This is a genomic window from Bacillus sp. FSL K6-1033 (genome assembly GCF_038630765.1).
GTDB classification, from domain to species: Bacteria; Bacillota; Bacilli; order Bacillales; family Bacillaceae; genus Bacillus; species Bacillus altitudinis.
Window position 1 is genome coordinate 2510913 of sequence record NZ_CP152041.1, and the last position, 24291, is coordinate 2535203.

Consider the following 24291-nt stretch of genomic DNA (forward strand, 5'->3'; position numbering starts at 1 on the left):
TTATTTCTTATTATACTTTACCATTTTGATTAGATAAATAGTAACTAAACAATTGAGGGTGAGAGCAATGAGAAAAGTTCCAATCACAATCATGCGAGGCGGTACAAGCAAAGGGGTCTTCATTCAAGCCAATGATGCACCTTACGAACACGATGAGCTCGAAGCATTTCTATTAGACATTATGGGCAGCCCTGACAGGCTACAGGTTGATGGAATCGGGGGCGGTAATTCTTTAACAAGTAAGGTGGCCATTATCGACAAAGCTACTCGTCCAGATGTGGATGTGAACTATACGTTTGCACAAGTCAGCATCAATGAAAGATTTGTGGACTTTAAAGGAAACTGCGGGAATATCTCATCAGCAGTTGGGCCGTATGCCATCATTAAAGGACTTGTCCAAGCAGTTGAGCCTGTCACAACGGTACGTATTTTGAATACCAACACGAATAAAATCATTGTGGCAGAGGTAGAAGTCGAGAACGGAGAAGTGAAATTTGAAGGACAGGCAGAAATTCCAGGAGTGAAAGGAACAGGTTCTCCCATTTATTTATCCTTTGAGAAACCTGAAGGCGCTGTCACAGGTAAAACCTTTCCGACTGGAAACAAAATGGATACGATCCAGACAAAGTTTGGAGAGATTCCGATCTCAATCGTTGACATTGCAAATCCAATCGCCTTTGTCCGTGCCAAAGATATTCAATTAAAAGGAACTGAATTACCTGAAGAGTTTACAGACGAATTGCTGGATGATTTAGAAGAGATTCGTTCCATCGCTGCTGAAATGTGCCACTTTGCACCAAAAGAACTGGCCACATTACAGTCTCCAGCTGTTCCTAAGCTTGCAATTATTAGCGAGCCTGCTGATTATGTAGATACAAATGGAATATTGAGAAGAGCAGCAGATATGGACATCATCGTTCGGATGCTATCGATGCAAAGACCGCACCAAGCACTTGCCATTACCGGATCTGTCTGTGTGTCAGCCAGCTGTTTCATGGATCAAACGCTTCCGGCACAGCTGTTTGAAGGTCAAGATGATACACTTCGAATTGGTCATCCTGCTGGTATTATGCAAACTGAAATTGATATCTCACAAAACAGAGTGAAAGTCATTCGAACCGCAAGAGAAATCCTAGATGGAGTGGTCTTTACAAAAAAAGACTACATGGTTCAACCTCAAATAAAAAGAGAAGCATAAATGAGACGTCATCTTGTCGACAAAGAGCTAAAATGAACTGATTTTAGCTCTTTGTCTTTTTTTCAGTGTGAAGATCTTAAAGCAATCCGTTCTAACATCGAATACAACGGTTTGTCTACACACTCATCGAACAAGAAATTGTCTACTTGGGCGGTGCATCAATATCTCCTGCTGAATGGGCTTTTATATGTCCTTGATCATCTTTTAACTGAATATGACCATAACGGTTCACACCACAGCAAATCCCTTCCTGCCATGTTTGCTTTTCACGATCTAATGAAATACGAAGCGGTTGATTCAGCCGATATAATCGTTTGTTGTAGAGGGCAGTGAGGGCTTCAAATCCTTCCATTTGCCAGCGTGCATGGTATTTTTCAAAGGCCGCTGCCAAATCTTTCACTAGCTGGTCCGCTTTCACCTCAGTCAGTTCTGATAGGCAAACGGTTTTATACGGAACGTGCTCCGGCTTTGTCTCTACATTGATGCCCACACCGATGTAAATGGCGCTGCGGTCTGCTTCAATTAATGTGCCAGATACTTTCGCTTCATTAATCAATAGATCATTTGGCCATTTGATTGCCAGCTGATCATCTTTTCTCATGAGTGGTTTGAGTACATCATAAATGGCGAGTGCCGTCAGCGGGGCAATCGTTGATTGGGTGGAGATATCTACTGGCGGTTTTACTGTCATCGTGACAGCCACATTCCCTGTAGGTGTTTCCCACGGTCTGCCAAGCCTGCCTCTCCCTGCTGTCTGCTGCCGGGCATATACGGCAAATGAAGGGGCTTCTCCTTGCTGAATGAGCCTCTTCGCTTCATTATTTGTACTATCAATGGTGTCGTATTGAAAGATCTTCATGTGCTCTCCTTTGTTTCTTCTTCAATATGATTCTTTTATTATAACAAAATGAAACAAGTGACCGTGATTCTTTAATGTCGCTGGGCCTGAAAAGTCTCTTTTTCCTCTTCTGTAAACGGTACAGGGGCACCGGTGTCTTTACTTATTTGCACCATCGTGACTGAGCCTGTAAAACACGGTTCTTGCTGTTCATTTTCTCCTAAATAATGAAGGATGAGAGAGCTTGATCCAACCTTTTCTGGCTTTACATACACACGCAGCCTCTCACCGATTTCCACTTGCTTGATGTAATCACATTGAAGGTTTGCCACGACCGTAATCGTCTCTCGCGCTCGCTTCATTCGTTTATCTACAATTCCCGTTTTTTGAAAGAAGGCAATCCGCGCCTCTTCAAAATACACAAACGGGGTGACATTGTTCATGTGACCAAACATATCCGTTTCTGAAAAACGGACGGTTGTTTCCACATAAAATCGAAACGATGCCCTCCACTCTTCAAACGGTTCTTCAATATATGACGGCAGCCTCATTTGATCCACTCCTTATTCGCAAACAAAACGCCTCTCCCGAATTGGAAGAGGCGTTTGTTATGTTATTGCATCCAGCCTCTTGTAAACACTCATCATGATTGGCAAGGAGGACTGAATGTGATGTTATTCTGCGTGATCGCTTCCGAAGAAGTTACGGAAAGCTTGTAATGTTGTATCTCGGTTAAGTGCTGCAATTGATGTTGTGAGCGGGATTCCTTTCGGACAAGCCTGCACACAGTTTTGAGAGTTCCCGCAGTTTGCAAGACCGCCATCACCCATAATTTCTTCTAAACGGTCAGACTTATTCATTGCACCTGTCGGATGTGCGTTAAATAGACGAACTTGTGAAAGCGGTGCAGGGCCCATAAAGGAAGACTTATCATTCACGTTTGGACAAGCTTCAAGGCAGACACCACATGTCATACACTTCGAAAGCTCATACGCCCATTGACGCTTTTTCTCAGGCATTCTCGGTCCAGGTCCAAGATCATATGTGCCATCAATCGGCACCCATGCTTTGACTTTTTTCAATGAATTGAACATACGACTTCGATCAACCTGCAAGTCTCTCACAACCGGGAAAGTTTTCATCGGCTGAAGACGGATCGGTTGCTCTAATTTGTCGATCAGTGCTGTACATGACTGGCGAGGCGTTCCATTAATGACCATGGAACAAGCGCCGCATACTTCTTCAAGACAGTTCATGTCCCAGTTAATAGCCGTTGTTTTTTCACCTTTTTTATTGACCGGGTTACGTCTGATTTCCATGAGTGCGGAAATGACGTTCATATTTGGACGGTAAGGGATTTCGAATTCCTCATCATAAGGCTTGCCATCTGCTGTATCTTGACGTGTGATAATAAATTGAATCGTGTTTTTTTCACTCATCTTATTTCTCCACCTTTTTCTTCGAGTAATCTCGTTTACGAGGTGCAATTAACGATACATCGACGTCCTCATAGTGGAATGCAGGTTTTTGGTTTTTCCCTTTGAACGTAGCCATCGTTGTTTTTAGGAATTCTTCATCGTTTCTTTCTGGGAATTCCGGTTTATAGTGTGCGCCTCGGCTTTCATTCCGGTTGTAAGCCCCAATCGTAATGACGCGTGCCAGCTGAAGCATGTTGTCAAGCTGACGCGTGAAGGCAGCGCCTTGGTTGCTCCATGAAGCTGTATCGTTGATGTTAATATGCTTATAGCGCTCCATTAGTTCTTCGATCTTCTGGTCTGTTTTTAAGAGCTTCTCGTTGTAACGAACCACTGTAACGTTATCCGTCATCCATTCTCCAAGCTCTTTATGAAGCACATATGCATTTTCTGTGCCATCCATGCTAAGGATGTTGTCCCATTTCTCCTGCTCTTTCTTCACGGCACTGTCGAATGTTGCAGATGATAAATCTTCTGCAGACTTTTCAAGACCGCTAATGTATTTCACAGCATTTGGTCCAGCAACCATTCCGCCGTAAATCGCAGAAAGCAATGAGTTTGCACCAAGTCTGTTTCCGCCGTGCATAGAGTAATCACATTCTCCTGCAGCAAACAAGCCCTTGATATTCGTCATTTGATCATAATCAACCCATAATCCGCCCATTGAATAATGAACAGCCGGGAAAATTTTCATCGGAAGCTTACGCGGGTCATCACCCATGAATTTCTCATAGATTTCAATGATTCCGCCAAGCTTAATATCTAGCTCTTTCGGATCTTTGTGAGAAAGATCAAGGTATACCATGTTCTCTCCGTTGATCCCAAGCTTTTGCTCAACACATACGTCGAAAATTTCACGCGTTGCAATGTCACGCGGTACAAGGTTCCCGTATGCTGGGTACTTTTCTTCAAGGAAGTACCAAGGTTTTCCGTCTTTATATGTCCAAACACGTCCACCTTCACCACGAGCTGATTCACTCATGAGACGCAGCTTGTCATCTCCTGGGATCGCTGTTGGGTGAATTTGAATGAATTCTCCATTAGCATAATGAGCACCTTGCTGATAAACGATCGATGCAGCTGATCCGGTATTAATCATGGAGTTCGTTGATTTACCAAATACGATACCAGGACCGCCAGTTGCCATGATGACAGCATCTGAACGGAAGGATTCGATTTCCATTGTCGTCAAGTTCTGCGCGACAATGCCTCGGCATACTTCCTCGTCATCTAAGACAGCACCAAGGAATTCCCAGCCTTCATATTTCGTCACAAGACCCGCTACTTCATAGCGGCGAACCTGCTCATCTAGTGCGTATAATAACTGCTGACCTGTTGTCGCACCAGCAAATGCTGTACGGTGGTGCTGTGTTCCCCCGAAACGGCGGAAGTCCAGTAATCCTTCTGGTGTTCTGTTAAACATTACACCCATACGATCAAGTAAGTGGATAATGGACGGCGCTGCTTCACACATTGCCTTTACTGGCGGCTGGTTAGCTAAAAAGTCTCCGCCATATACCGTGTCATCAAAATGCTCATAAGGTGAATCTCCTTCACCTTTTGTATTGACCGCTCCGTTAATTCCGCCCTGTGCACAAACAGAATGCGAACGTTTCACAGGTACGATTGAAAATAGTTTAACAGCTGTTCCCGCTTCTGCTGCTTTGATAGTTGCCATGAGACCAGCTAAGCCGCCTCCGACAACGATGATGCTAGAATTACTCATTGTAGCCCCTCTCCCTCTTCTACTAATCTATTTCCTCTTAAACAAAAGCGAAAATTGCTCTTAGCCCTACATATGAAAGCGCTATAAATATACCTAATGTCACATATGTGGAGATTCTTTGTGAGCGTGGTGAAACTGTAATTCCCCAGCTGACAGCAAATGACCACAAGCCATTAGCAAAGTGGAAAATAGTAGATAAAACGCCGACAATATAGAAACCTAGCATAAATGGAGAGCTTAAAATATTCGCCATCATGTCATAGTTTACTTCAGCTCCAAGCTGCGCTTGTATGCGTGTTTCCCATACGTGCCAAGTGACAAAAATCAATGTGATGATACCTGTAATCCGTTGCAGTCTGAACAACCAGTTTCTTAAGTAACTGAAGCGAGACGTGTTGTTTTGTGCCGTAAAGGCTATGTACACCCCATAAACAGCATGATAGATCAGTGGTAAGAAAATCACGAACAGCTCAAGTGCATATCTGAATGGAAGCTGTTCCATAAAGTGTGCAGCTTTGTTAAACGCCTCTGGTCCATTCGTCGCAAAGTGGTTAATCACTAAGTGCTGTACTAAAAATAGACCGACCGGAATGACGCCAAGCAAAGAATGCAATCTCCGATAAAAAAATTCTTTGTTCCCCGACATTACTTTACCCCCTAGTAAAAAAAGTGCAATTGCTTGAAAATTGTCTTACCCCCGCTTCTTTCAATTGTAAGCACTTTATTCAAATTTATTGACAATTTCATTTTACTCCTATGTCAAAAAAGCGTCAAGAAACCGCGTACATAAATTAAAATTTTCCGAAATTTAAAAGTTTTAAATCAAAATTCGTTTTACTACAATAAGAATTTCTTAGACTTCAGGGAAAACTCTGTCATCATATGCCCACATAAGCTATAATAAATTGTTGAAAGAGGGGAGCCATACAATGAATAAATTCGAATCTAACTTAGAACAGCTAAAAGAAATTGAAGTCAATGGATTTGCCTACGAGCTGATACGCGAAGTTCTGCTGCCTGACATTCTTGGTCAGGATCATTCATCTATGATGTATTTTGCGGGTAAACTGCTTGCTCGTAAATTTCCTCAAGAGTCATGGGAAAAGATCCCCGAATTTTTCCATGATGCCGGATGGGGAACTCTCACGATGGTCCATTCTAAAAAACAGGAAATTGAGTTTGAGCTCGAAGGTCCACTTGTATCGAATCGACTCAGCTATCAAAAGGAGCCATGCTTTCAAATGGAAGCAGGTTTTATCGCTGAACAGATTCAGCTTCTCAATGAGCACGTGGCTGAATCCTATGAACAAGTAAAAAAGCGTGCTGATAAAGTCATTTTAACCGTTAAATGGGATTTAAGAGACCCTAGCTAACACTGCTTATGAAAGGCGAGGACTTCGTGTCACGCCTTTTTTATATACCCTTCTATCATAGCATACACACAGAAGCTGGATTTCCTTTCATCAGAAAAACATCTACCCCCATTCGGAGTAGATGCTCCTTTTTCATTTTTTACTTTTTTGATATGTCGTTAAGTATCCCTTCACCTTTTCTGCGTCTGGCTTTAACTCATTTTTTGTTTCGACAAGCGGACTGACTGTGGATGAAGCCTTGTTTTTATGACCTTGATAGAAGTTGACGAATTCCTCTTGATTGATTGAGTAAAGGATGGCTTTTCGTAATTCTTCACTTTTTGCCACTTCGCGTTTAGATGTGTTAAATAATAGATAAGCAACCGCATTGCTCTGATTTTTTTGCAAGGCGAGCTTGCTGTCTTTCTCGACCACATCATATTTTGTTTCAGGAATACCATTAAAAATATGAATTTCACCATTTCGAAGTGCAGACAGTGCACTATCAGGATTTTCAATAAATCGAACGGTGACTTGAGAAATGTTTGGCTCGTTCTCTGTGCCTTTCATATATGCAGGGTTTTTATAAAAAACGGCTTCATAATCGTTTTTATACGATAAAATGTATGGACCACTCGCAAACAATTGATTGTTATACATTTTTCCTTCCGTGATTGTACGCTGATCACCATATGGGATATCCTTTGCTGGATCAAAGGCATCCATATCATATGTGTTTACACGCTCTATCTGTTTCTTAGAAACAATTCCTGCTGATTGATGGGCTAAATAATTTAATACTTGCGGGAATGGCTCTGTTGTCGTGATCTTGACCACTTGATACGCACCTGCTTGATTGTCTGCATCTTCTTTATCTTTTACGAGCTTTTGCACCTTCTGTTGCACATCTTTTTCTAATTCTTCTTTGATCGTACCGCCATTACCAGATGTTGCTTTCAGTTCAGATAGATCGGTAACAACCTCTGCGCTTTGAATATGCTCATGCAATGAGTATGTACGATGGTCTGGTACTGCGTTTTTATCCTTGGCTCTGTTCAGTGAAAAAACCACATCATCTGCACCTACGCGTTCACCCGAATCCATCGCTTTTTTATTCTCCACCTTTGCAAAACGGATATCGTCTCTTAATAAGAAGTAATAATGTGTTTTATCTTTTGCTGCGGCATGATTCCAAGAAAGTGAACCTTTTGATGTGACTTTATCATCATCTGTCAAATTCACAAGTCTTACATACATATTTGTATTCAGTGTATTAATTGATCCATCATTGCCTTTGATCGGATCAAGCGATGTAAGGGAAGCCAGTGCCTGCTGCGTGATGAGCGGATCTTTATTTCTTTTGGATGAATCGTTAAAATCAATTGATTCCCATGCAACTGCCCGAGATTTAGCTAGACGAACGGTCTTCTCATTGATCACACCTTTGTTCACACCTTGAGCTTTCAATGAATTGTAAAGCGGCGCAATATAGGCCTTATCAAAGACGAGACGCTTTTCTAATTCTTGATACGTTTGAATGTATTCGACAGGCGTTTCTGTTGCTGCTTTGTCAATCAATTGATCGATTTGTTTATCTGACATGATGCTGTTATCAGCACCGGTTTTAAACAGGCCACGAACCGCATAATCAGGGTTCCCCGTCACAGTCGTCCAACTCGAAAGAACAATGTCATAATTCCCGGCATCCTTTTGAGCTGTATAGCTGCCATAATCAGGCTGAATATTGAGTTTTACTTTAAATCCACTCTTGACCAATTGATCTCGAACAATATTCAGGTCATCTTCACTGCTACTCATTCCAAGTAATTCAATGGTTTCTTTCGACGCTTGACTACCTTCTTCATTTCCTACACTTGACTTCGTATTGACACAGCCTGCTAATACGAGAAGCAATATGATGAGCAATGGTAATACACTTTTTTTCATAATATTTCCCCCTTGTGTTTTTACATTTCATCTAATTTTGGATCTAACGCATCCCGTAATGCGTCACCTAAAAAGTTAAATGATAAGACAAGCATGATAATGGCGAGCCCTGGAAAAATTGCTAGATAGGCATGAGATTCTAGATAGGTACTCCCCGCTTTTAATATATTTCCCCATTCCGGAATATGAGGTTCAACACCAAGGCCCAAGTAACTCAAACTACTTGTCGCAATCACTGCCGACCCAATTGTCAAAGTGGCTTTCACAATCATCGGCGCGAGTGCATTAGGGACAATTTCTTTAAAAATAATAGACCAATCACTAGCACCTAATGCACGGGCTGAGTGAACATATTCGAGATTAGAAATCATCATGACATTGGCACGCATTGTTCTGGCATAGGTCGGAATCGCTCCTACACTAAGAGCAATGATCAAGTTCACAATATTGGCTCCAAATGCTGCAATGATCGCGATCGCCAGCAATATGCCAGGGATGGCATAAAGAACATCCAGCAGCCGCATAATGACATGATCTATTTTTGGCGTGTAGTATCCTGCAATCGCCCCCAAAAAACCTCCAATGACAGCTGGAATAAGGGTTGAAATGCAGCCAACGAGTAAGGAAATTCTTGCCCCAAAGACAATTTGCGAAAATACATCACGGCCAAATTGATCAGTTCCAAGTGGATAAGCAAGACTTGGTGTTTGCAAAATAGCACCATATTGATTTTCAACCGCCAAGTCATAATCGAAGGTAAACACACTCCACATTGACAGAGAAAAAACAAAAACAATGAACAACAGTCCTAGCATCGCTGCTTGGTTTCTCGTTATTTTCTCCCAGATGGAACGCCATTTTTCAAAACGATATTTTTTGATATGTCCTGTTTTCACCGCAAGCTGTATCGCAAGAAGAAGAGCAAATACGTTGCCCATCACAGATGAAAACACAAGGGCAATAGCAAAATATGTTCCTGCTACCGGTGATACCTTTCTATCCTCCTGCTTGATGACAAACACAAATACTGCCGTATAAAAGAGACCGATGACAAGCAGAATCAGCATAGCAAGTGGAAAGGAATCCGTTACATAGGGTTTGAATAAATTAAGAGCGGACAAAGCCATGATCACGATATGATTGATCAGCATGTAAAAAGCAAATATATATGCCAGAGATTTTCTTTCTTTTATGAGACTAAAGGCAAAAACGGTGATGATGAGATGACCGGCCAAAAGACTCAACAGCTGCACATAACCTAGACGCCTCGTGAAGGTTTGAATTACACCTGTCTTTTCTAGATCATTCTTCATTTTCCATGAAATACTGACTTGAATAAGCGAAAAGAAAAGGTAAATAAAAGATACACTGAACATCAGTGGCTTCACGGTTTGATTCGCAATATCAACGCTGTTTATAAAGAAAAGAATGGTCATGACAATTGATGCAACAGATGTGAATTTTGCGCCAATATACTCGATAGACCGCTTTTTCACGTGATGCTGCTCATGAGAGTGAATCGACTTCATCGTTGCTGACATTCCTACACCTACTTCAATATTGTTTCATCTTTGATCTAATACGAGGATCAAAAAATGCATATAAAATATCAATGATGACATTCACGACGGAGATGGTAATCGCCACATATACAACCCCTCCCAAAATACTCGGAATATCAGGAATAAACTGCTTATCAACAATATAGCTTCCAATCCCACTAATGTTGAATACCTTTTCTGTAACAGCCGCTCCTCCAAGCATGCCGCCGAAAAGCAGTCCAATGACGGTAATAATCGGAATCATGGCATTGCCAATTCCATGTCGCCATAGAATATACTGCTGACTTAGCCCCTTTGCTTTTGCTGTAATCATGTAATCTTCATGAATAACTTCGAGCATAGATGACCTGGTCATCCGAGCAATCGAGGCAGTTAACCCCGTACCAAGGACAATGACTGGCATGAGTAACGATAACCAATTTTCTGGGGAATACGTGGCGGGAAGCCATTTCCATTTAATCGAAAAGTTCAAAATGAAAATGAGTCCTTGCCAAAAATTTGGAATAGACAACCCAAGTAATGCGATAAACATGAACGAATAATCAAAAAATGAATACGGTCTTGTTGCAGAAATAACCCCTATTGGAATGGCAATCACAATCGCCATGACGAGTGACCAAACAGCTAATGTGAGCGTGATAGGAAATTTACTCGCTATGCTTGTTGCCACTTCTTCATTTCCGGTAAACGATTTTCCTAGATCAAATGTGAAAAGTCCTTTTAAAGCATTCCAAAGCTGTTGGATATATGGTTGATCTAGACCATATAGGTGATTAAAAGCTGCGATTTGCTCCTTTGTTGCGGATTCTCCAAGAATATTTACTGCTGGATCAAATGGAGAGAAATAGAGAATGGTAAAGACAAGAATGACTACACCGATAATCACCAATACACTCATAAGCAGCCGTTCAACAACATATTTCAAGAATGCATGCCGGTATAAAAAAAGCAGAATGTACATTGGTAAGCCTGGAATCAATGTCACCATAAGAAAAAGCCGTTTAGATAATAGTGAAGCAAAAACCGTGTGAAACGTGACTTTCGACTGACCTTGTTTTTTGAGCTCTTCCTCAACCTTCAATTTCACTGTTTTTTGAAAGGCTTCTTCTGTCCACTGGTGAGTGAGGCTGTCGATCTCATGTGGATCTATTTTTTCATGGAAGAATTCTTTTTTCCTCAACACTTGCTGCTGAATATCCGCTCTCATTTTCTCTTTAACACCGGAAACATCTAAACGAGCCTTCACTTCTTCTAATACATGAATATATGTATCTTGTTTACTCTTATGTAAATAATAAAAAAACACAAACAAATGCACGGGTAAACCAACAATCCACAGCACTAATTGATATGCGCGGCGCGATTGAATGTCTTGAAATATTCGACTAACCCAGGATGGATGAGATACGCAGCCAATCTCATCATGTTTTACAGCTACCATTCTCGACAACCCATCGTTCCCCCTTTCACATGAATGTTCGTTCCAAAAAGTTAATTGCATTATTCCGATCTGTATAGTAAAGTTTATGCTAGCTTCATTTGAAAGTCAATATCCATATCATACAGGTGGTGGAAAAAATTGAAGGATTTAGCACCTCTTCTAACAGTGAAGGATTTACATATATCTTTTCACACACGAGATGGCGAATTAGAAGCTGTCCGTGGCATTAGCTTTGAAGTAAACAAAGGAGAAACACTTGGTATTGTCGGGGAATCAGGAAGCGGGAAAAGCGTAACAGCCCGGAGTATTTTACAACTCCTTCCATCACCTCCTTCTTTTTTAAAATCAGGACGCATCACCTTTCAGGGGGAAGAACTCACAACAAAAACAGAAAAAGAAATGCAGGCTGTAAGAGGGCGGGATATTGGCATGATTTTTCAAGACCCTATGACGTCTCTCAATCCAACGATACGGATCGGACCCCAAATCGCTGAAAGCTTAATCAAACGCAAGAAGCTTTCAAAAGAAGAAGCCAGACGACAGGCCATTGACCTGATGAAACTTGTAGGGATTCAGCATAGTAAGGAGCGCTATCAGCAATATCCTCATGAATTCTCTGGCGGTATGCGTCAACGGATCGTCATTGCCATCGCTTTAGCCTCTCAGCCAGCCTTGCTTATCGCAGATGAACCAACGACTGCACTCGATGTGACGATACAAGCCCAAATTTTACATGTGATGAAGGATATTCAAGAACGGTTTGGGACATCGATTATTTTCATCACACACGACCTAGGCGTTGTTGCCGGAATGTGTGATCGGGTGGTTGTGATGAAAGAAGGAAAAATTGTCGAATCCAATACAACAGAAGAATTGTTTGAGAACCCTCAGCATGAATATACAAAACAGCTTCTCAATTCTTTGCCTCGTTTACATGAAAAGAAAAAAAACAAGAAAGATTTTGATGCCATACATATCAAACATCATCCGCCTTTACTGAAAGTTAAATCATTATCTCAGCACTTTCAAATCGGTAAAGGGCATGTGCTAAAAGCGGTTGATCAGATTGATTTTTTGATTAAACGCGGAGAGACACTGGGGCTTGTTGGCGAATCAGGTTCAGGGAAATCAACCACTGGCCGAGCGATCCTGCGCTTAAACGAACCAACAGATGGAGATATCTTATTTCAAGGCATTCCAGTCCACCGTCTGTCGAAAAAAGAAATGAAAACGATGCGGCGGCATATGCAGATGATTTTTCAAGACCCTTATTCATCTCTAAATCCTCGCTTTAAAGTGCTGGATATTATCGGACAGGCGCTTGATCTCCACAGGTTAAGCACAAACAACACCGAAAGAAGAAAAAGGGTGGAAGCACTGCTTGAGATGGTTGGCCTCAAGCCGTCACATGCCGATCGGTACCCTCATGAATTCTCCGGAGGACAGCGCCAGAGAATTGGAATCGCAAGGGCGCTTGCCGTCGAACCACAATTGATTGTATGTGATGAACCTCTGTCTGCACTTGATGTTTCTATCCAAGCGCAAATCGTACGCTTATTAGAGGATCTTCAGAAAAAGCTTGGGTTGACTTATTTATTCATTGCACACGATTTGTCGATGGTGAAACATATTAGTGACCGAGTGGCTGTGATGTATGCTGGTAAAATTGTTGAATTAGCCGAAAGTGAGGAGCTTTACAACAATCCGCAGCACCCCTACACAAAATCGTTACTTTCAGCTATCCCTATACCTGATCCTAAAGTGGAAGCAAAGAAGGAAAGGTTCGTTTCGGCAGAACAGATGGACGAAGATCCTTATCATTTACAGAATGCAGAGCTAGTAGAAATATCAAAAGATCACTGGGTTGCCATTCCAACAGCACAATAAAAAAGAGGTGTACCCGCTACAATGGGTACACCTCTTTTGTTGTTTAAGAATGAGCAGCGGCGCTCACCTTTGATAATTCAAACGCATCATGAAGGGCTTCTACCGCTTTCACCATATCTTCACGATCAACGACTGTGGAGACTTTAATCTCAGACGTACTGACCATTTTCACTTGAATGTCTTTTTGAGCTAACACAGCGAACATTTCAGCCGCAACACCTGGGTTTGAGACCATACCAGAGCCAACGATAGATACTTTGGCTAATTTGCTTTCTGTCTCAATCTGCTCATAACCAAGCGCACCTTTGTATTCTTCTAATACTTCAACTGTTTTAGACAAATCATCCGTTTTCACAGAGAAAGAGATAGAGGTCTGATTGGTGCTTGTGACAGACTGAATGATAATATCGACATTGATATTTTGCTTTGCAAGTGTCGTAAAAATCGTCGATAGCGTTGTTAAACCGCTTGAAAGGCCGCATACCGTCACGCGTGTCATCTGATCTTCAAATGCAATGCCTCTTACAACTAAATTTTGTTCCATGGATGATTCCTCCTCAATTAACGTACCCGATTCATTTTCAATACTAGAACGGACTTCTAGTGGGATTTGATAATTTTTCGCAAATTCGACCGCTCTCGGATGCAGCACACCTGCTCCTAAATTGGCTAACTCAAGCATTTCATCGTATGAAATTCCTGCAAGTTTTCGCGCAGATGGCACATAACGAGGATCTGTTGTAAACACACCTGGTACGTCCGTATAAATATCACATTTGTCCGCTTTGAGTGCCGCAGCTAGTGCCACAGCAGTCGTGTCTGATCCACCACGCCCAAGTGTTGTAATATGTAGATCATCCGCAATTCCTTGGAAACCTGCTACAACGACGACTTTTCCCGCACTCAGTTCTTCTTTGATTCTTGCTTCATCGATGTCCACGATTCTTGCATTTCCGTGCACCTTCTCTGTTTTCATCCCAGCTTGCCAGCCTGTAAAGGAAATGGCATCATAACCTTTTGCTTGGAGTGCCATTGCTAATAATGAAATGGTCACCTGCTCACCAGTTGTCAGTAGCATATCCATTTCTCTTTTGCTTGGATCATCTGTGAGTTCTTTCGCTAGGTCTACTAGAACATCCGTTGATTTGCCCATCGCAGACACAACCACGACCACATCATTTCCTGCCTCGCGTTCAGCGATGACTCTCTCTGCGACATTGCGAATTTTTTCTGTCGATCCAACAGATGTTCCACCAAATTTTTGTACAATTAGTCCCATGTCTACCACCCTTTTTCAAAAGATCACGTGTGAGAGAAGAGGCTGCGGAGACTGCTCTGTTCACTGCAAATAAAAAAGCAATGAGAGAACAAATCTCCCATTGCTTTAAAATCATCATCAAACGATGCAAACAATGAGATAGCCCTCCAAGAAATGAATTCTTGACAGCCCTACATTTCTTCAATGTACAGCCAGCGAATAAAATGAGTGGATTTTATTCACTTCGGCGACGCTCCCCTTTCAGCCCTCTTCCTAGATCCCCTCGATCTCTGAAGGCTTACTCTTGAAGTTCGCACCTCTATCTTCAACAAACAACACGTTCATTTATTAAATTAGTCACATCTTAACAGACTTTTGGAAAAAGTACAATCTATTTTTTTAATGCCTCCATTAAAAGTTCAGCCGTTTGTTTCGGAATACCAGCGTCCTGAAAATCCTGGATAGAGGCTTCTTTCATCTTTTTCACAGAGCCAAAATGTTTCAGCAACTGCTTTTTGCGCTTTTCCCCGATACCTGGGACATCGTCTAGAATAGACTGGAATGCATTCTTCCCGCGCAGCTGCCGATGAAAACTAATCGCAAATCGGTGCACTTCATCTTGAATACGCTGCAATAAATAAAAGGCCTGACTATTCCGTTCGAGCACAACAATTTCAAGCGTATCACCCATCATAAGATTCGATGTCCTGTGTTTTTCATCTTTCACTAGACCTGCCACAGGAACAGACAGATTTAATTCATTTTCGAGCACATCTATGGCTGCGTTGATTTGTCCTTTTCCTCCGTCGATTAAAATCAAGTCAGGAAGCGGCAGTTCATCCTTTAACACACGGGTATACCGCCTTCTAATGACTTCACGCATGGAAGCATAATCATCGGGCCCCTCAACGGTTTTAATTTTGTATTTTCGGTATTCCTTTTTATACGGCTTCCCGTCTTGGAAGACAACCATAGCGGATACGGGGTCTGCTCCTTGGATATTGGAGTTATCAAAAGCCTCAATCCGGTATGGCATATAAATATTGAGTGCATCGCCAAGCTGCTCCACTGCACCAATTGTCCGTTCTTCATCACGCTCTATAAGCGAGAACTTTTCTTTGAGAGCAATTTTGGCGTTTTGGTGGGCAAGTAAAAGCAAATCCTTCTTCTTTCCTTTTTTCGGCTGATGAACATTCGTTTCAAGCAATTGCTCAATCATCTCTTGATCGACGCTGTCTGGCACCAAAATTTCCTTCGGCAGAAAATGGTTGTTCTTCTCATAAAACTGCCCCATAAACGTGAGAAATTCTTCCTCAGGGTCTTGATACATCGGAAATAGGCTGACATCACGTTCAATTAATTTCCCCTGTCTGATGAAGAAGACTTGGACACACATCCAGCCCTTATCATAAGCATAGGCAAACACATCACGATCAGATAAGTCACTCATCGTCATCTTTTGCTTTTCCATCGTTGAGTCAATATATGCGATTTGATCTCTCAGTTCTTTTGCCCGCTCAAACTCTAATTGTTCGGCCGCTTCTTGCATCTTTTCTGTTAATTCTTTCTTGATTTGCTGATGTCCTCCGTTTAGAAATCTTGTGATTTCGTCGACGAGCTGTTTATTCGTTTCTTCAGAAATGTCATACACACACGGAGCAAGACATTGTCCAAGATGATAATAAAGGCAGACTCGGTCAGGGAGTGTCGCACATTTTCTAAGTGGATATAAACGGTCGAGCAGCTTTTTCGTTTCTCTTGCTGCTTGTACGTTTGGATATGGACCGAAGTATTTCCCTTTATCCTTTTTCACATTGCGGGTGACAATCAGCTTAGGATGACGTTCATTCGTAATTTTAATAAAAGGATACGTTTTGTCATCCTTGAGCATGACATTGTATTTCGGGTCATATTTTTTGATTAAATTCAGCTCTAAAATAAGTGCCTCAATATTTGAAGAGGTGACAATGTATTCAAAGTCTTCGATTTCACTGACAAGCCGCTGCGTTTTGGCATCATGAGATCCTGTAAAATAAGAGCGGACCCTATTTTTTAATACCTTTGCCTTTCCCACATAAATGATCGTATTTTGTCTATCTTTCATTAAGTAACAGCCTGGTTGATCAGGTAAGACTGACAGCTTTTCTTTGATCAATTTGTTCATATTTTCATCCGTCCTTGTTTTCCTCTTTCACTCCTTCTAGTGTATCACGAACATTTGTTTTATACCACGATGAAAGAAAAGCGGCTCTCGACTATACGAGAACCGCTTTTGAGATCATGCCACGCGGGCATAGATCGGTTTATAGATGTTTGTTTACAAGCTCAGCTAGTGCTTCTTTTGGTTTGAAACCAACAGACGTTTCGACGACTTCACCGTCTTTTAAAACAAGAAGTGTTGGGATACTCATAACGCCGTATTTACCAGCAGTTTCTTGGTTATCATCCACATCAATTTTTACAATTTTCATTTTATCGCCCATTTCTTGATCAAGTTCTTCAAGAACTGGAGCAATCATTTTACAAGGTCCACACCAAGGTGCCCAAAAGTCTGCAAGAACAACACCTTCTGCAGTTTCTTGTGAAAATGTTGCGTCAGTAGCTTTTACGATTGCCATTATTCATTCCTCCAATGTAAATTATGCTTTTTAGTATAGCATCTACCAATGTGACTTGCGAATGAAATGCTTACGAATCATTTTTTATGAAATGAATTAAAAAACAAACCGTATAATCGCACCAATAACAACAATCGCACCGATGATCATCAGAATGGTTCTAAGCATATGACATAACTCCCTTTCCGCTTCATTTACAATGTATGATGCCCCAACATTCTTCTCATCAAACATTGAAATATGCGATCAAGCCAGATCGACGGTCAACATTACAACCGACATAGGCGGCAGATCAATAGTCAGCTCGCCGTGCTTAACAGCAAATTGCCGAAAGTCCGCAGGCTGAACGGAATGAGGATCATCGAACGTGTTGTGCGCATTCATCCGATCAGCAGTCAGCACACGGCCAGTGACCTTCGTTTTTGCATCGATTCCCTCTATCGCAAGAGATACGTCTTTTTTTTCATGGGGATCCACATGACAGAAACTAATATGCATCTTGTCAGATGACCGCGAGGCTGACACACTGACTTGAGGGATTTTTTCACCCCGGCGTTCATACGAAGGAGCATTCAATTCTACTTCAAGCGCTTCTTCTTCTTGATGCACTTGAAACATATGAAATACGTGATAGGTAGGTGTCAGGAGCATCTTTTCGTCCTGCGTTAACACCATCGCTTGCAGCACATTGACGGTCTGGGCAATATTCGCCATATGAATCCGCTGGCAATGGCGATGAAAAATATGAAAATGCAAGGCACAGACTAGAGCATCTCTTAATGTGTTTTGCTGATACAAAAACCCTGGATTTGTCCCCGGTTCTGGATCATACCATGTCCCCCATTCATCAATAATCATCCCGATTCGCTTGTCTGGATCATAACGATCCATGATTTTTCCGTGTTCCACGACAAGCCGCTCCATTTCAGACGCCTTTTTCAGCGTTGTAAACCACTCATCCTCATCAAAATCGGTCGCAGACCCTTTTTTCTCCCATGTTCCTGGGACCGTATAGTAATGCAAACTGAGCCCATCCATCCAAGGCGCTGCACGCTCCATTAATACTTTTGTCCAATTCACATCATTTGAATTCGCACCGCATGCAATTTTGTAAATGCGCTGACCAGCAAATTCTCTCACATACGTTTGGTAGCGTTTATATAAGTCTGCATAATACTCTGGCGTCATATTTCCACCACATCCCCAGCTTTCATTGCCTACACCAACATACGTCAGCTCCCACGGTTCTTGTTTTCCATTTTGAATCCGCCAATCCGACATAGGTGTCCCTTTAGGAAATGTGATATATTCAATCCATTCTGCTAATTCTTGAACAGAGCCGCTTCCAACGTTTCCACAAATATAAGGCTCACATTCAAGTAATTCACACAGTCTCATAAATTCATGTGTACCAAACGCATTTGATTCAACGGTACCACCCCAATGAGTATTCACCATCGGCTTTCGTTCACTCAGATCACCGACGCCGTTTGCCCAATGATACTCGTCTGCAAAACAGCCGCCCGGCCACCTCAGCACCGGGATATGTAAGGCTTGAAGTGCCTTTAGTACATCGGTACGTATCCCCTCAATATGGTCAATCGATGAGTCTTTCCCTACCCAAATGCCGTCATAAATTCCTCTTCCTAAATGCTCTTGAAAGTGTCCATAGATGTGTTTAGAAATGCGTCCAATCACTTCATTCACTTTTACTGTCCCATTCACTTGTAAACCGCTCCTTTGTTTCGTGATGACATACAAAAAAACCCAGAATACCTAGGCATTCTGAGTGTATGAGCGTTAAGAATGGATATTCATCTTTTTTAACTCTTCATTTAAAAGCGGAACGACTTCGAATAAGTCACCGACAATTCCGTAATCGGCAATTTTGAAGATTTCAGCTTCTGGGTCTTTGTTGATCGCAACAATGACTTTACTGTTGGACATACCGGCTAAATGCTGAATAGCTCCTGAAATCCCGCAGGCAATGTAAAGGTCAGGTGTGACGACTTTACCGGTTTGACCAATTTGCAGGGCATAATCGCAATAGTCAGCGTCACATGCACCACGCGAGGCACCGACTGCTGCGCCAAGCGTTTGGGCAAGTTCTTTCAGCGGTTCAAAGCCTTCTTTGCTCTTGACCCCCCTGCCTCCTGCGACAATGACCTTCGCTTCAGATAAATCTACACCTTCTGATGTTTTTTTAATGACTTCCTTCACGATTGTTCTTAGGTTTTGAATATCGACAGAAACTGGCGTCACTTCTCCGCTGCGTGACGCATCACGCTCCAGCGGTGCCACGTTGTTTGGACGGATAGTAGCCAAAAGCAGACGATCTGTTGAAATGACTTTTTCAAAAGCTTTTCCTGAATAAATCGGTCTAGTGAAAACAAGATGTTCACCGGTAACGCTTACATCTATTGCATCTGAAATTAAGCCTGTTTGCAGGCGTGCAGCTATTTTAGGTGACAAGTCTTTTCCGATCGATGTATGACCGAAGAGCACTGCATCAGGATTGACATGATCTAATATTGCCTGAAGCGCCTGCGCAAAACCATCAGACGTATAATAAGAAAGATGCGGGTGCTCGACGATCATCACATGATCCGCTCCATAATAAAGCAGTTCATCCGCTTGGTCTTTGACGTGATCCCCTATTAAAACGCCAATCACTTCACCGCCATCAGCCATCTCGTGAGCGGCAGCAATCGCTTCAAACGTCACATTTCTTAATTTACCGTCACGACTTTCTCCAAGTACAACAACTTTTTTACTCATCCTTTAAGCTCCCCCTTGTTCTCGTGATATCGTAAAGTGGATGTTTAGATGACTTTTGCTTCATTTCTTAGCAGGTCTGTCAATTCCTTGACCTGATCCTCAAGCTCGCCGCTCAGCACCTTGCCACCCTCTTTTTTCTCCGGTAAGAAACGTTCGATTGTTTTGATTTTATATGGCACATCGTCTTCATCTAGATCTAAATCGTCTAATTCTAATTCTTCTAAAGGCTTTTTCTTTGCCTTCATGATCCCTGGTAACGATGGATAACGAGGCTCATTGAGACCTTGCTGCGCAGTGACCACTAGCGGGAGCTCGGCAGAAATCACTTCCACATCCCCCTCTGCATCTCGCTCAATTGAAGCAGTGCCGCCGTCGATTTGAATACTTGTAATGGTTGTGACATATGGAAAGCCGAGTAATTCAGCAAGACGCGGGGCTACCTGTCCAGACCCGCCGTCAATCGCTACATTCCCTGCTAAAATTAAGGAAGCTTCTTTATCTTTGAAATAGTGATATAGAATCGTAGAAGCGGAAAACTGATCCCACTCCTCCAAATCATCTTCAACATTTAATAAAACGGCTTGATCGCAGCCCATTGCAAGTGCTGTTCTAAGCTGTTTCTCCGCATCTTCATTGCCAACTGTCACGACCGTTACTTCTCCCCCGTGCTCATCCCGAAGCTGAATCGCTTCTTCAATTGCGTACTCATCATAAGGATTAATAATGAACTCTGCCCCATCTTCTTGAATAGCACCAGACTGAATAGAGATTTTCTCTTCCGTGTCAAACGTACGCTTCATTAAAACAAAAATATTCATTCATTTCTCCCCCTTGTGTCGTACTAATCCCTTATTCCCCTTTAAAATTCGGTTTGCGCTTTTCGATAAAAGCCTGGATGCCTTCTTTGGCATCATTCGACTGGAACACCTCAGCAAACTTTTTGGCTTCCAGCTTCATTCCGCCATCATATGAGTACACTTTTGTCGCATTCAATAACTCAAGCACATACTCAAGCGTTTTAGGGCTTTTCGCTGCAAATTTCGCCGCCAATGTTTTGGCTGTTTCCAGCGCTTCTTCTTCTGTTTCCGCAAGTTTTGAAACAAGTCCGCAAGCAAATGCTTCTTCCCCTGTAATCGGCTCAGCTGTTCCCATCATTTCAAGTGCTTTAGCTGATCCAACATAGCGAGGCAGGCGCTGCGTTCCGCCGAATCCTGGGATAATACCGAGATTTAATTCCGGCAGTCCCAGCTTTGCATCTTTTGTTGCGATTCGAATATCACATGACATCGCCAACTCAAGCCCGCCGCCTAATGCTGCCCCGTGAATGGAAGCAATCACCGGCTTTGGACATTGTTCAATTCGTTCAAACACTTGCTGTCCTCTGTCTGCAAGGCTGGCATAATCAGATTCTTCCTGCAAGGTCGTAAATTCTTTAATATCAGCACCTGCTGAGAAAAATCTACCTTCTCCATGAATGACAATAGCTCTCACTTCACTGTTTTGTTCAAGCTGATCAAACATGTCGTTGAGTTCATTGAGAAGCTGAGAGGATAAGGCATTTGCAGGTGGGTGTTGAATCGTGATGAGTGCTGTCTGTTCGTCTTGGTGTAAGCTAAGTATTTTTTCCATGTCAATCATCCTTTTTCAATTGTCTTTAAGATTGATGTATTCCGTTTAAGAGAAGATCATGTACACTTTCTGCGAGTGCAGGCAGGTCATACTTTTGATCATTCATGACCCATGTTGTAGCGGTTTCGTCAATCGTCCCAAATACCATTTGTCTCGCTAAGCGGACATCTAGATTTTGTCTAAATTCTCCTGTCTTCTTTCCTTCGGTTAAAATGGAGTCTAGCATATTTAAATACCCTTTCAGCACCTCATTGATTTTTTGGCGCAGTTCAAGGTTTGACTGCCTGAGTTCAAGCTGTGTCACAAGGGCCAAATGATGGTCTTGCGATAGCAGGCGAAAGTGTTCTCGAATGAGGAGAAGAAGCTTTTCTTTGGCAGACGGTTTCTTTTGAATATCGTTTTCCATCCGTTCGATGAATTGTCCCATTTTTTCTTTGAACAACGAGATCAAAATGTCCTCTTTGTTTTTGAAATAGAGATAAATGGTTCCGTCTGCTACCCCTGCTTGTTTGGCAATCTTTGAAACTTGTGATTGATGGTAGCCGTTCTCTGCAATCACCACAACGGCTGCATCAATAATTTGCATGTACTTCGGTCTTTTCTGCTTCAATGTGCTTCGTCCCTTTCTAAATTGAATGAGCATTCATTCATAACTTTATGTTAAAAAGAAACGAGTGATTTGTCAAGTGATGTTCTTCTTTCTTTTCAACCTTTAGCATACCAGAGCAGACACGTACAATTCAAATCATCCGGCCGCTTGACCGGATGATGCTGGTTCATTCTCTCATTGATCGACTGGTTCTTCTGTTGAAGATGATTGCTTTCTTTTTTCTTCTTCAATTAACACTCTGCGCAAGATTTTCCCTACAGCCGTTTTAGGCAGTGATTCCTTAAATTCGTAGACACGCGGCACTTTAAATGAGGCAATTCTTGTTCTAACAAAACGATCCAGTTCATCCTCTGTTACATAGGCATCCTTTTTCGGGACAACAAAGGCTTTTACTGTTTCCCCTCTATACGGATCTGGAATACCCGCCACAACCACTTCTTGTACAAGCTCATGCTCATAAAGGGCTTCTTCAACCTCTCTTGGGTAAATATTATAGCCGCTCGCGATGATGACATCCTTTTTCCGGTCTACGATATAGAAAAAACCATCCTCATCCATATACCCAATATCTCCTGTGAAAAACCAGCCGTCTCTTAACACTGCCGCAGTCTCCTCCGGCTGATTCCAGTATCCTTTCATGATTTGAGGACCTTTGACGATAATCTCTCCGTGCTCATATGGCGCTTTGAGTCCACCCGTTTCTTCACAATAAATACCGGCATCTGTATTCGGCCAAGGGCACCCGATACTTCCTATTTTGTTCGCTCCCCATAAGAAATTGGCATGAGTGACAGGAGAAGTTTCTGAAAGTCCATACCCTTCCACCAGCCTTCCTCCTGTTAGTTTTTCAAAACTCTGTTTGACTTCAACAGGAAGAGCAGCCGATCCGCTTAAGCATGCGGTGATGGATGATAGGTCATACTTTTCAATATTCGGATGATGAAGCAGGGCAATATACATCGTTGGCGCTCCTGGGAACAGCGTCGGTTTCTGTTTTTCAATGGTCTTCAAGGCATCCGCTGCATCAAAACGCGGAAGAAGAATCATTTGATGACCTTCTTTGACTGCAAGGTTTAGCACGGTCGTCATGCCGTATACATGAAAGAACGGAATGATCCCAAGAATCCGCTCTTTTCCACGGTTCGTTTTATACATCCAGGATGTACACATTTCTGTATTGGCTACTATATTTTCGTGTGTGAGCATGACTCCTTTTGGTAAACCGGTCGTTCCGCCTGTATATTGCAAAACTGCGACATCCTCTTTCGGTTGAAAGGATATTTGCGGAATCCGTTCTCCTGACGATTCTTTCATGATCTGTGAGAAATGATGAATGGTCTCACTCTTCTCCACTTGGATGACCATGTTGTTTTTCCTTCGCTGGACAATCGGAAACAATATGTTTTTCGGAAATGGCAAGTAATCTTGTAATTTTGTGATGATCAAATGTTCCATACTTGTCAGCGCTTTCATTTTATAGGCCTTTGGATACAGTAGATCGAGAGTGATCAGCACCTTAGAGCCGCTGTCCTCCATTTGATATTCCAATTCTTTCTCCGTATAAAGCGGATTGGTTTGAACGACAATGCCGCCTGCTATTAAAACCGCATAATAAGAAATCACCGATTGCGGGCAGTTTGGCAGCATAATCGCTACTCTGTCGCCTTTTTTGACACCGATGTCAATCAAGTGACTGGCTAATTTCAGTGCATCTTCTTGTAACTGCTGGTAGGTGATGTTTTTTCCTAAAAAATGAATGGCTGTATGCTCAGGTGCTGCCTCTGCGGAGCTGAATAAGTAAGATTGCAACGTTTCATTTGGGATGGTGAGTTCGTGGGGAATTTGATTCGGGTAATGCAGAAGCCAACGTTTATCTGACTGCATAAAAACCCTCCTTCCTGAACTTTCGTACTATTTTATTATAGCAAACTTTTCCTTATGGCTGTTTGCTTTTTTCAAATCGAGCTCGTTC

20 protein-coding genes and 1 riboswitch are annotated in these 24291 nt (G+C 42.2%); of the genes, 3 read left to right on the plus strand and 17 right to left on the minus strand.

Translation table 11 applies throughout. From position 1 onward, the window contains the following. Nucleotides 1-67 precede the first annotated feature (67 nt). Entirely contained in the window at nt 68-1198 is a 1131-nt protein-coding gene (locus MHH31_RS12875) for a PrpF domain-containing protein (protein WP_046344165.1), read from the plus strand. Nucleotides 1199-1340: 142 nt separating this feature from the next. On the opposite strand, the gene MHH31_RS12880 is transcribed toward MHH31_RS12875, so the two are convergent. The 5 genes from MHH31_RS12880 to MHH31_RS12900 all read right to left on the minus strand — a co-directional run bounded on the left by MHH31_RS12880 (nt 1341) and on the right by MHH31_RS12900 (nt 5883). Continuing rightward, nucleotides 1341-2057, minus strand: a complete 717-nt coding sequence (locus MHH31_RS12880) for a biotin--[acetyl-CoA-carboxylase] ligase (RefSeq protein ID WP_039166900.1) — start codon at nt 2055-2057, stop codon at nt 1341-1343. 71 nt (nt 2058-2128) lie between these two features. Next, on the minus strand, nt 2129-2587 hold the full coding sequence (locus MHH31_RS12885; RefSeq protein ID WP_007501614.1) for a thioesterase family protein: 459 nt from the start codon (nt 2585-2587) through the stop codon (nt 2129-2131). A gap of 123 nt (nt 2588-2710) precedes the next feature. Beyond that, nucleotides 2711-3475 (minus strand): succinate dehydrogenase iron-sulfur subunit, encoded by a 765-nt coding sequence (sdhB, locus tag MHH31_RS12890; RefSeq protein ID WP_008345969.1) that lies wholly within the window; start codon nt 3473-3475, stop codon nt 2711-2713. Between the two features lies 1 nt (nt 3476). Beyond that, nucleotides 3477-5237, minus strand: a complete 1761-nt coding sequence (sdhA, locus tag MHH31_RS12895; RefSeq protein ID WP_008345971.1) for a succinate dehydrogenase flavoprotein subunit — start codon at nt 5235-5237, stop codon at nt 3477-3479. A 37-nt stretch (nt 5238-5274) separates the two neighbouring features. Beyond that, a complete protein-coding gene (locus tag MHH31_RS12900; RefSeq protein WP_007501622.1) occupies nt 5275-5883 on the minus strand; it encodes a succinate dehydrogenase cytochrome b558 subunit in 609 nt (202 codons plus the stop codon). A 283-nt stretch (nt 5884-6166) separates the two neighbouring features. Between MHH31_RS12900 and MHH31_RS12905 the strand changes: the two genes are divergently transcribed. Further along, nucleotides 6167-6610: a YslB family protein gene (locus MHH31_RS12905; protein ID WP_008345974.1), complete on the plus strand. Its 444-nt coding sequence runs from the start codon at nt 6167-6169 to the stop codon at nt 6608-6610. Nucleotides 6611-6742: 132 nt separating this feature from the next. On the opposite strand, the gene MHH31_RS12910 is transcribed toward MHH31_RS12905, so the two are convergent. Genes MHH31_RS12910 through MHH31_RS12920 form a run of 3 tightly spaced genes read right to left on the minus strand, consistent with a single transcriptional unit; the run spans nt 6743 to nt 11548 of the window. Continuing rightward, nucleotides 6743-8536, minus strand: coding sequence for an ABC transporter substrate-binding protein (locus tag MHH31_RS12910; protein WP_096881713.1), 1794 nt, complete (start codon nt 8534-8536; stop codon nt 6743-6745). A gap of 20 nt (nt 8537-8556) precedes the next feature. Further along, nucleotides 8557-10077, minus strand: a complete 1521-nt coding sequence (locus tag MHH31_RS12915; RefSeq protein WP_342494872.1) for an ABC transporter permease — start codon at nt 10075-10077, stop codon at nt 8557-8559. A gap of 13 nt (nt 10078-10090) precedes the next feature. After that, nucleotides 10091-11548 carry an ABC transporter permease gene (locus MHH31_RS12920; RefSeq protein ID WP_342494873.1) on the minus strand — a complete coding sequence of 486 codons (1458 nt, stop codon included), beginning with the start codon at nt 11546-11548 and terminating at the stop codon, nt 10091-10093. A 129-nt stretch (nt 11549-11677) separates the two neighbouring features. Between MHH31_RS12920 and MHH31_RS12925 the strand changes: the two genes are divergently transcribed. Beyond that, nucleotides 11678-13426 carry an ABC transporter ATP-binding protein gene (locus MHH31_RS12925; RefSeq protein WP_135009377.1) on the plus strand — a complete coding sequence of 583 codons (1749 nt, stop codon included), beginning with the start codon at nt 11678-11680 and terminating at the stop codon, nt 13424-13426. 43 nt (nt 13427-13469) lie between these two features. On the opposite strand, the gene MHH31_RS12930 is transcribed toward MHH31_RS12925, so the two are convergent. The 9 genes from MHH31_RS12930 to MHH31_RS12970 all read right to left on the minus strand — a co-directional run bounded on the left by MHH31_RS12930 (nt 13470) and on the right by MHH31_RS12970 (nt 24203). Next, on the minus strand, nt 13470-14705 hold the full coding sequence (locus tag MHH31_RS12930) for an aspartate kinase (protein WP_056705939.1): 1236 nt from the start codon (nt 14703-14705) through the stop codon (nt 13470-13472). Between the two features lie 131 nt (nt 14706-14836). Then, nucleotides 14837-15014, minus strand: a riboswitch (Lysine riboswitch). Between the two features lie 61 nt (nt 15015-15075). Continuing rightward, nucleotides 15076-16848, minus strand: coding sequence for an excinuclease ABC subunit UvrC (gene uvrC, locus MHH31_RS12935; RefSeq protein WP_178896981.1), 1773 nt, complete (start codon nt 16846-16848; stop codon nt 15076-15078). Between the two features lie 139 nt (nt 16849-16987). Further along, nucleotides 16988-17302: a thioredoxin gene (trxA, locus tag MHH31_RS12940; protein WP_007501629.1), complete on the minus strand. Its 315-nt coding sequence runs from the start codon at nt 17300-17302 to the stop codon at nt 16988-16990. A gap of 246 nt (nt 17303-17548) precedes the next feature. After that, a complete protein-coding gene (locus MHH31_RS12945; protein ID WP_342494874.1) occupies nt 17549-19027 on the minus strand; it encodes an alpha-N-arabinofuranosidase in 1479 nt (492 codons plus the stop codon). Between the two features lie 75 nt (nt 19028-19102). Next, complete coding sequence (locus MHH31_RS12950) at nt 19103-20080, minus strand: electron transfer flavoprotein subunit alpha/FixB family protein (RefSeq protein WP_144667219.1); 978 nt, start codon at nt 20078-20080, stop codon at nt 19103-19105. Nucleotides 20081-20124: 44 nt separating this feature from the next. Next, nucleotides 20125-20898, minus strand: a complete 774-nt coding sequence (locus MHH31_RS12955; RefSeq protein WP_144667216.1) for an electron transfer flavoprotein subunit beta/FixA family protein — start codon at nt 20896-20898, stop codon at nt 20125-20127. 31 nt (nt 20899-20929) lie between these two features. Further along, on the minus strand, nt 20930-21709 hold the full coding sequence (locus tag MHH31_RS12960) for an enoyl-CoA hydratase (RefSeq protein WP_342494875.1): 780 nt from the start codon (nt 21707-21709) through the stop codon (nt 20930-20932). Between the two features lie 25 nt (nt 21710-21734). Further along, nucleotides 21735-22319, minus strand: coding sequence for a TetR/AcrR family transcriptional regulator (locus MHH31_RS12965; RefSeq protein WP_017367816.1), 585 nt, complete (start codon nt 22317-22319; stop codon nt 21735-21737). A 174-nt stretch (nt 22320-22493) separates the two neighbouring features. Continuing rightward, nucleotides 22494-24203, minus strand: coding sequence for an AMP-binding protein (locus MHH31_RS12970; protein WP_144610573.1), 1710 nt, complete (start codon nt 24201-24203; stop codon nt 22494-22496). Nucleotides 24204-24291 lie beyond the last annotated feature (88 nt).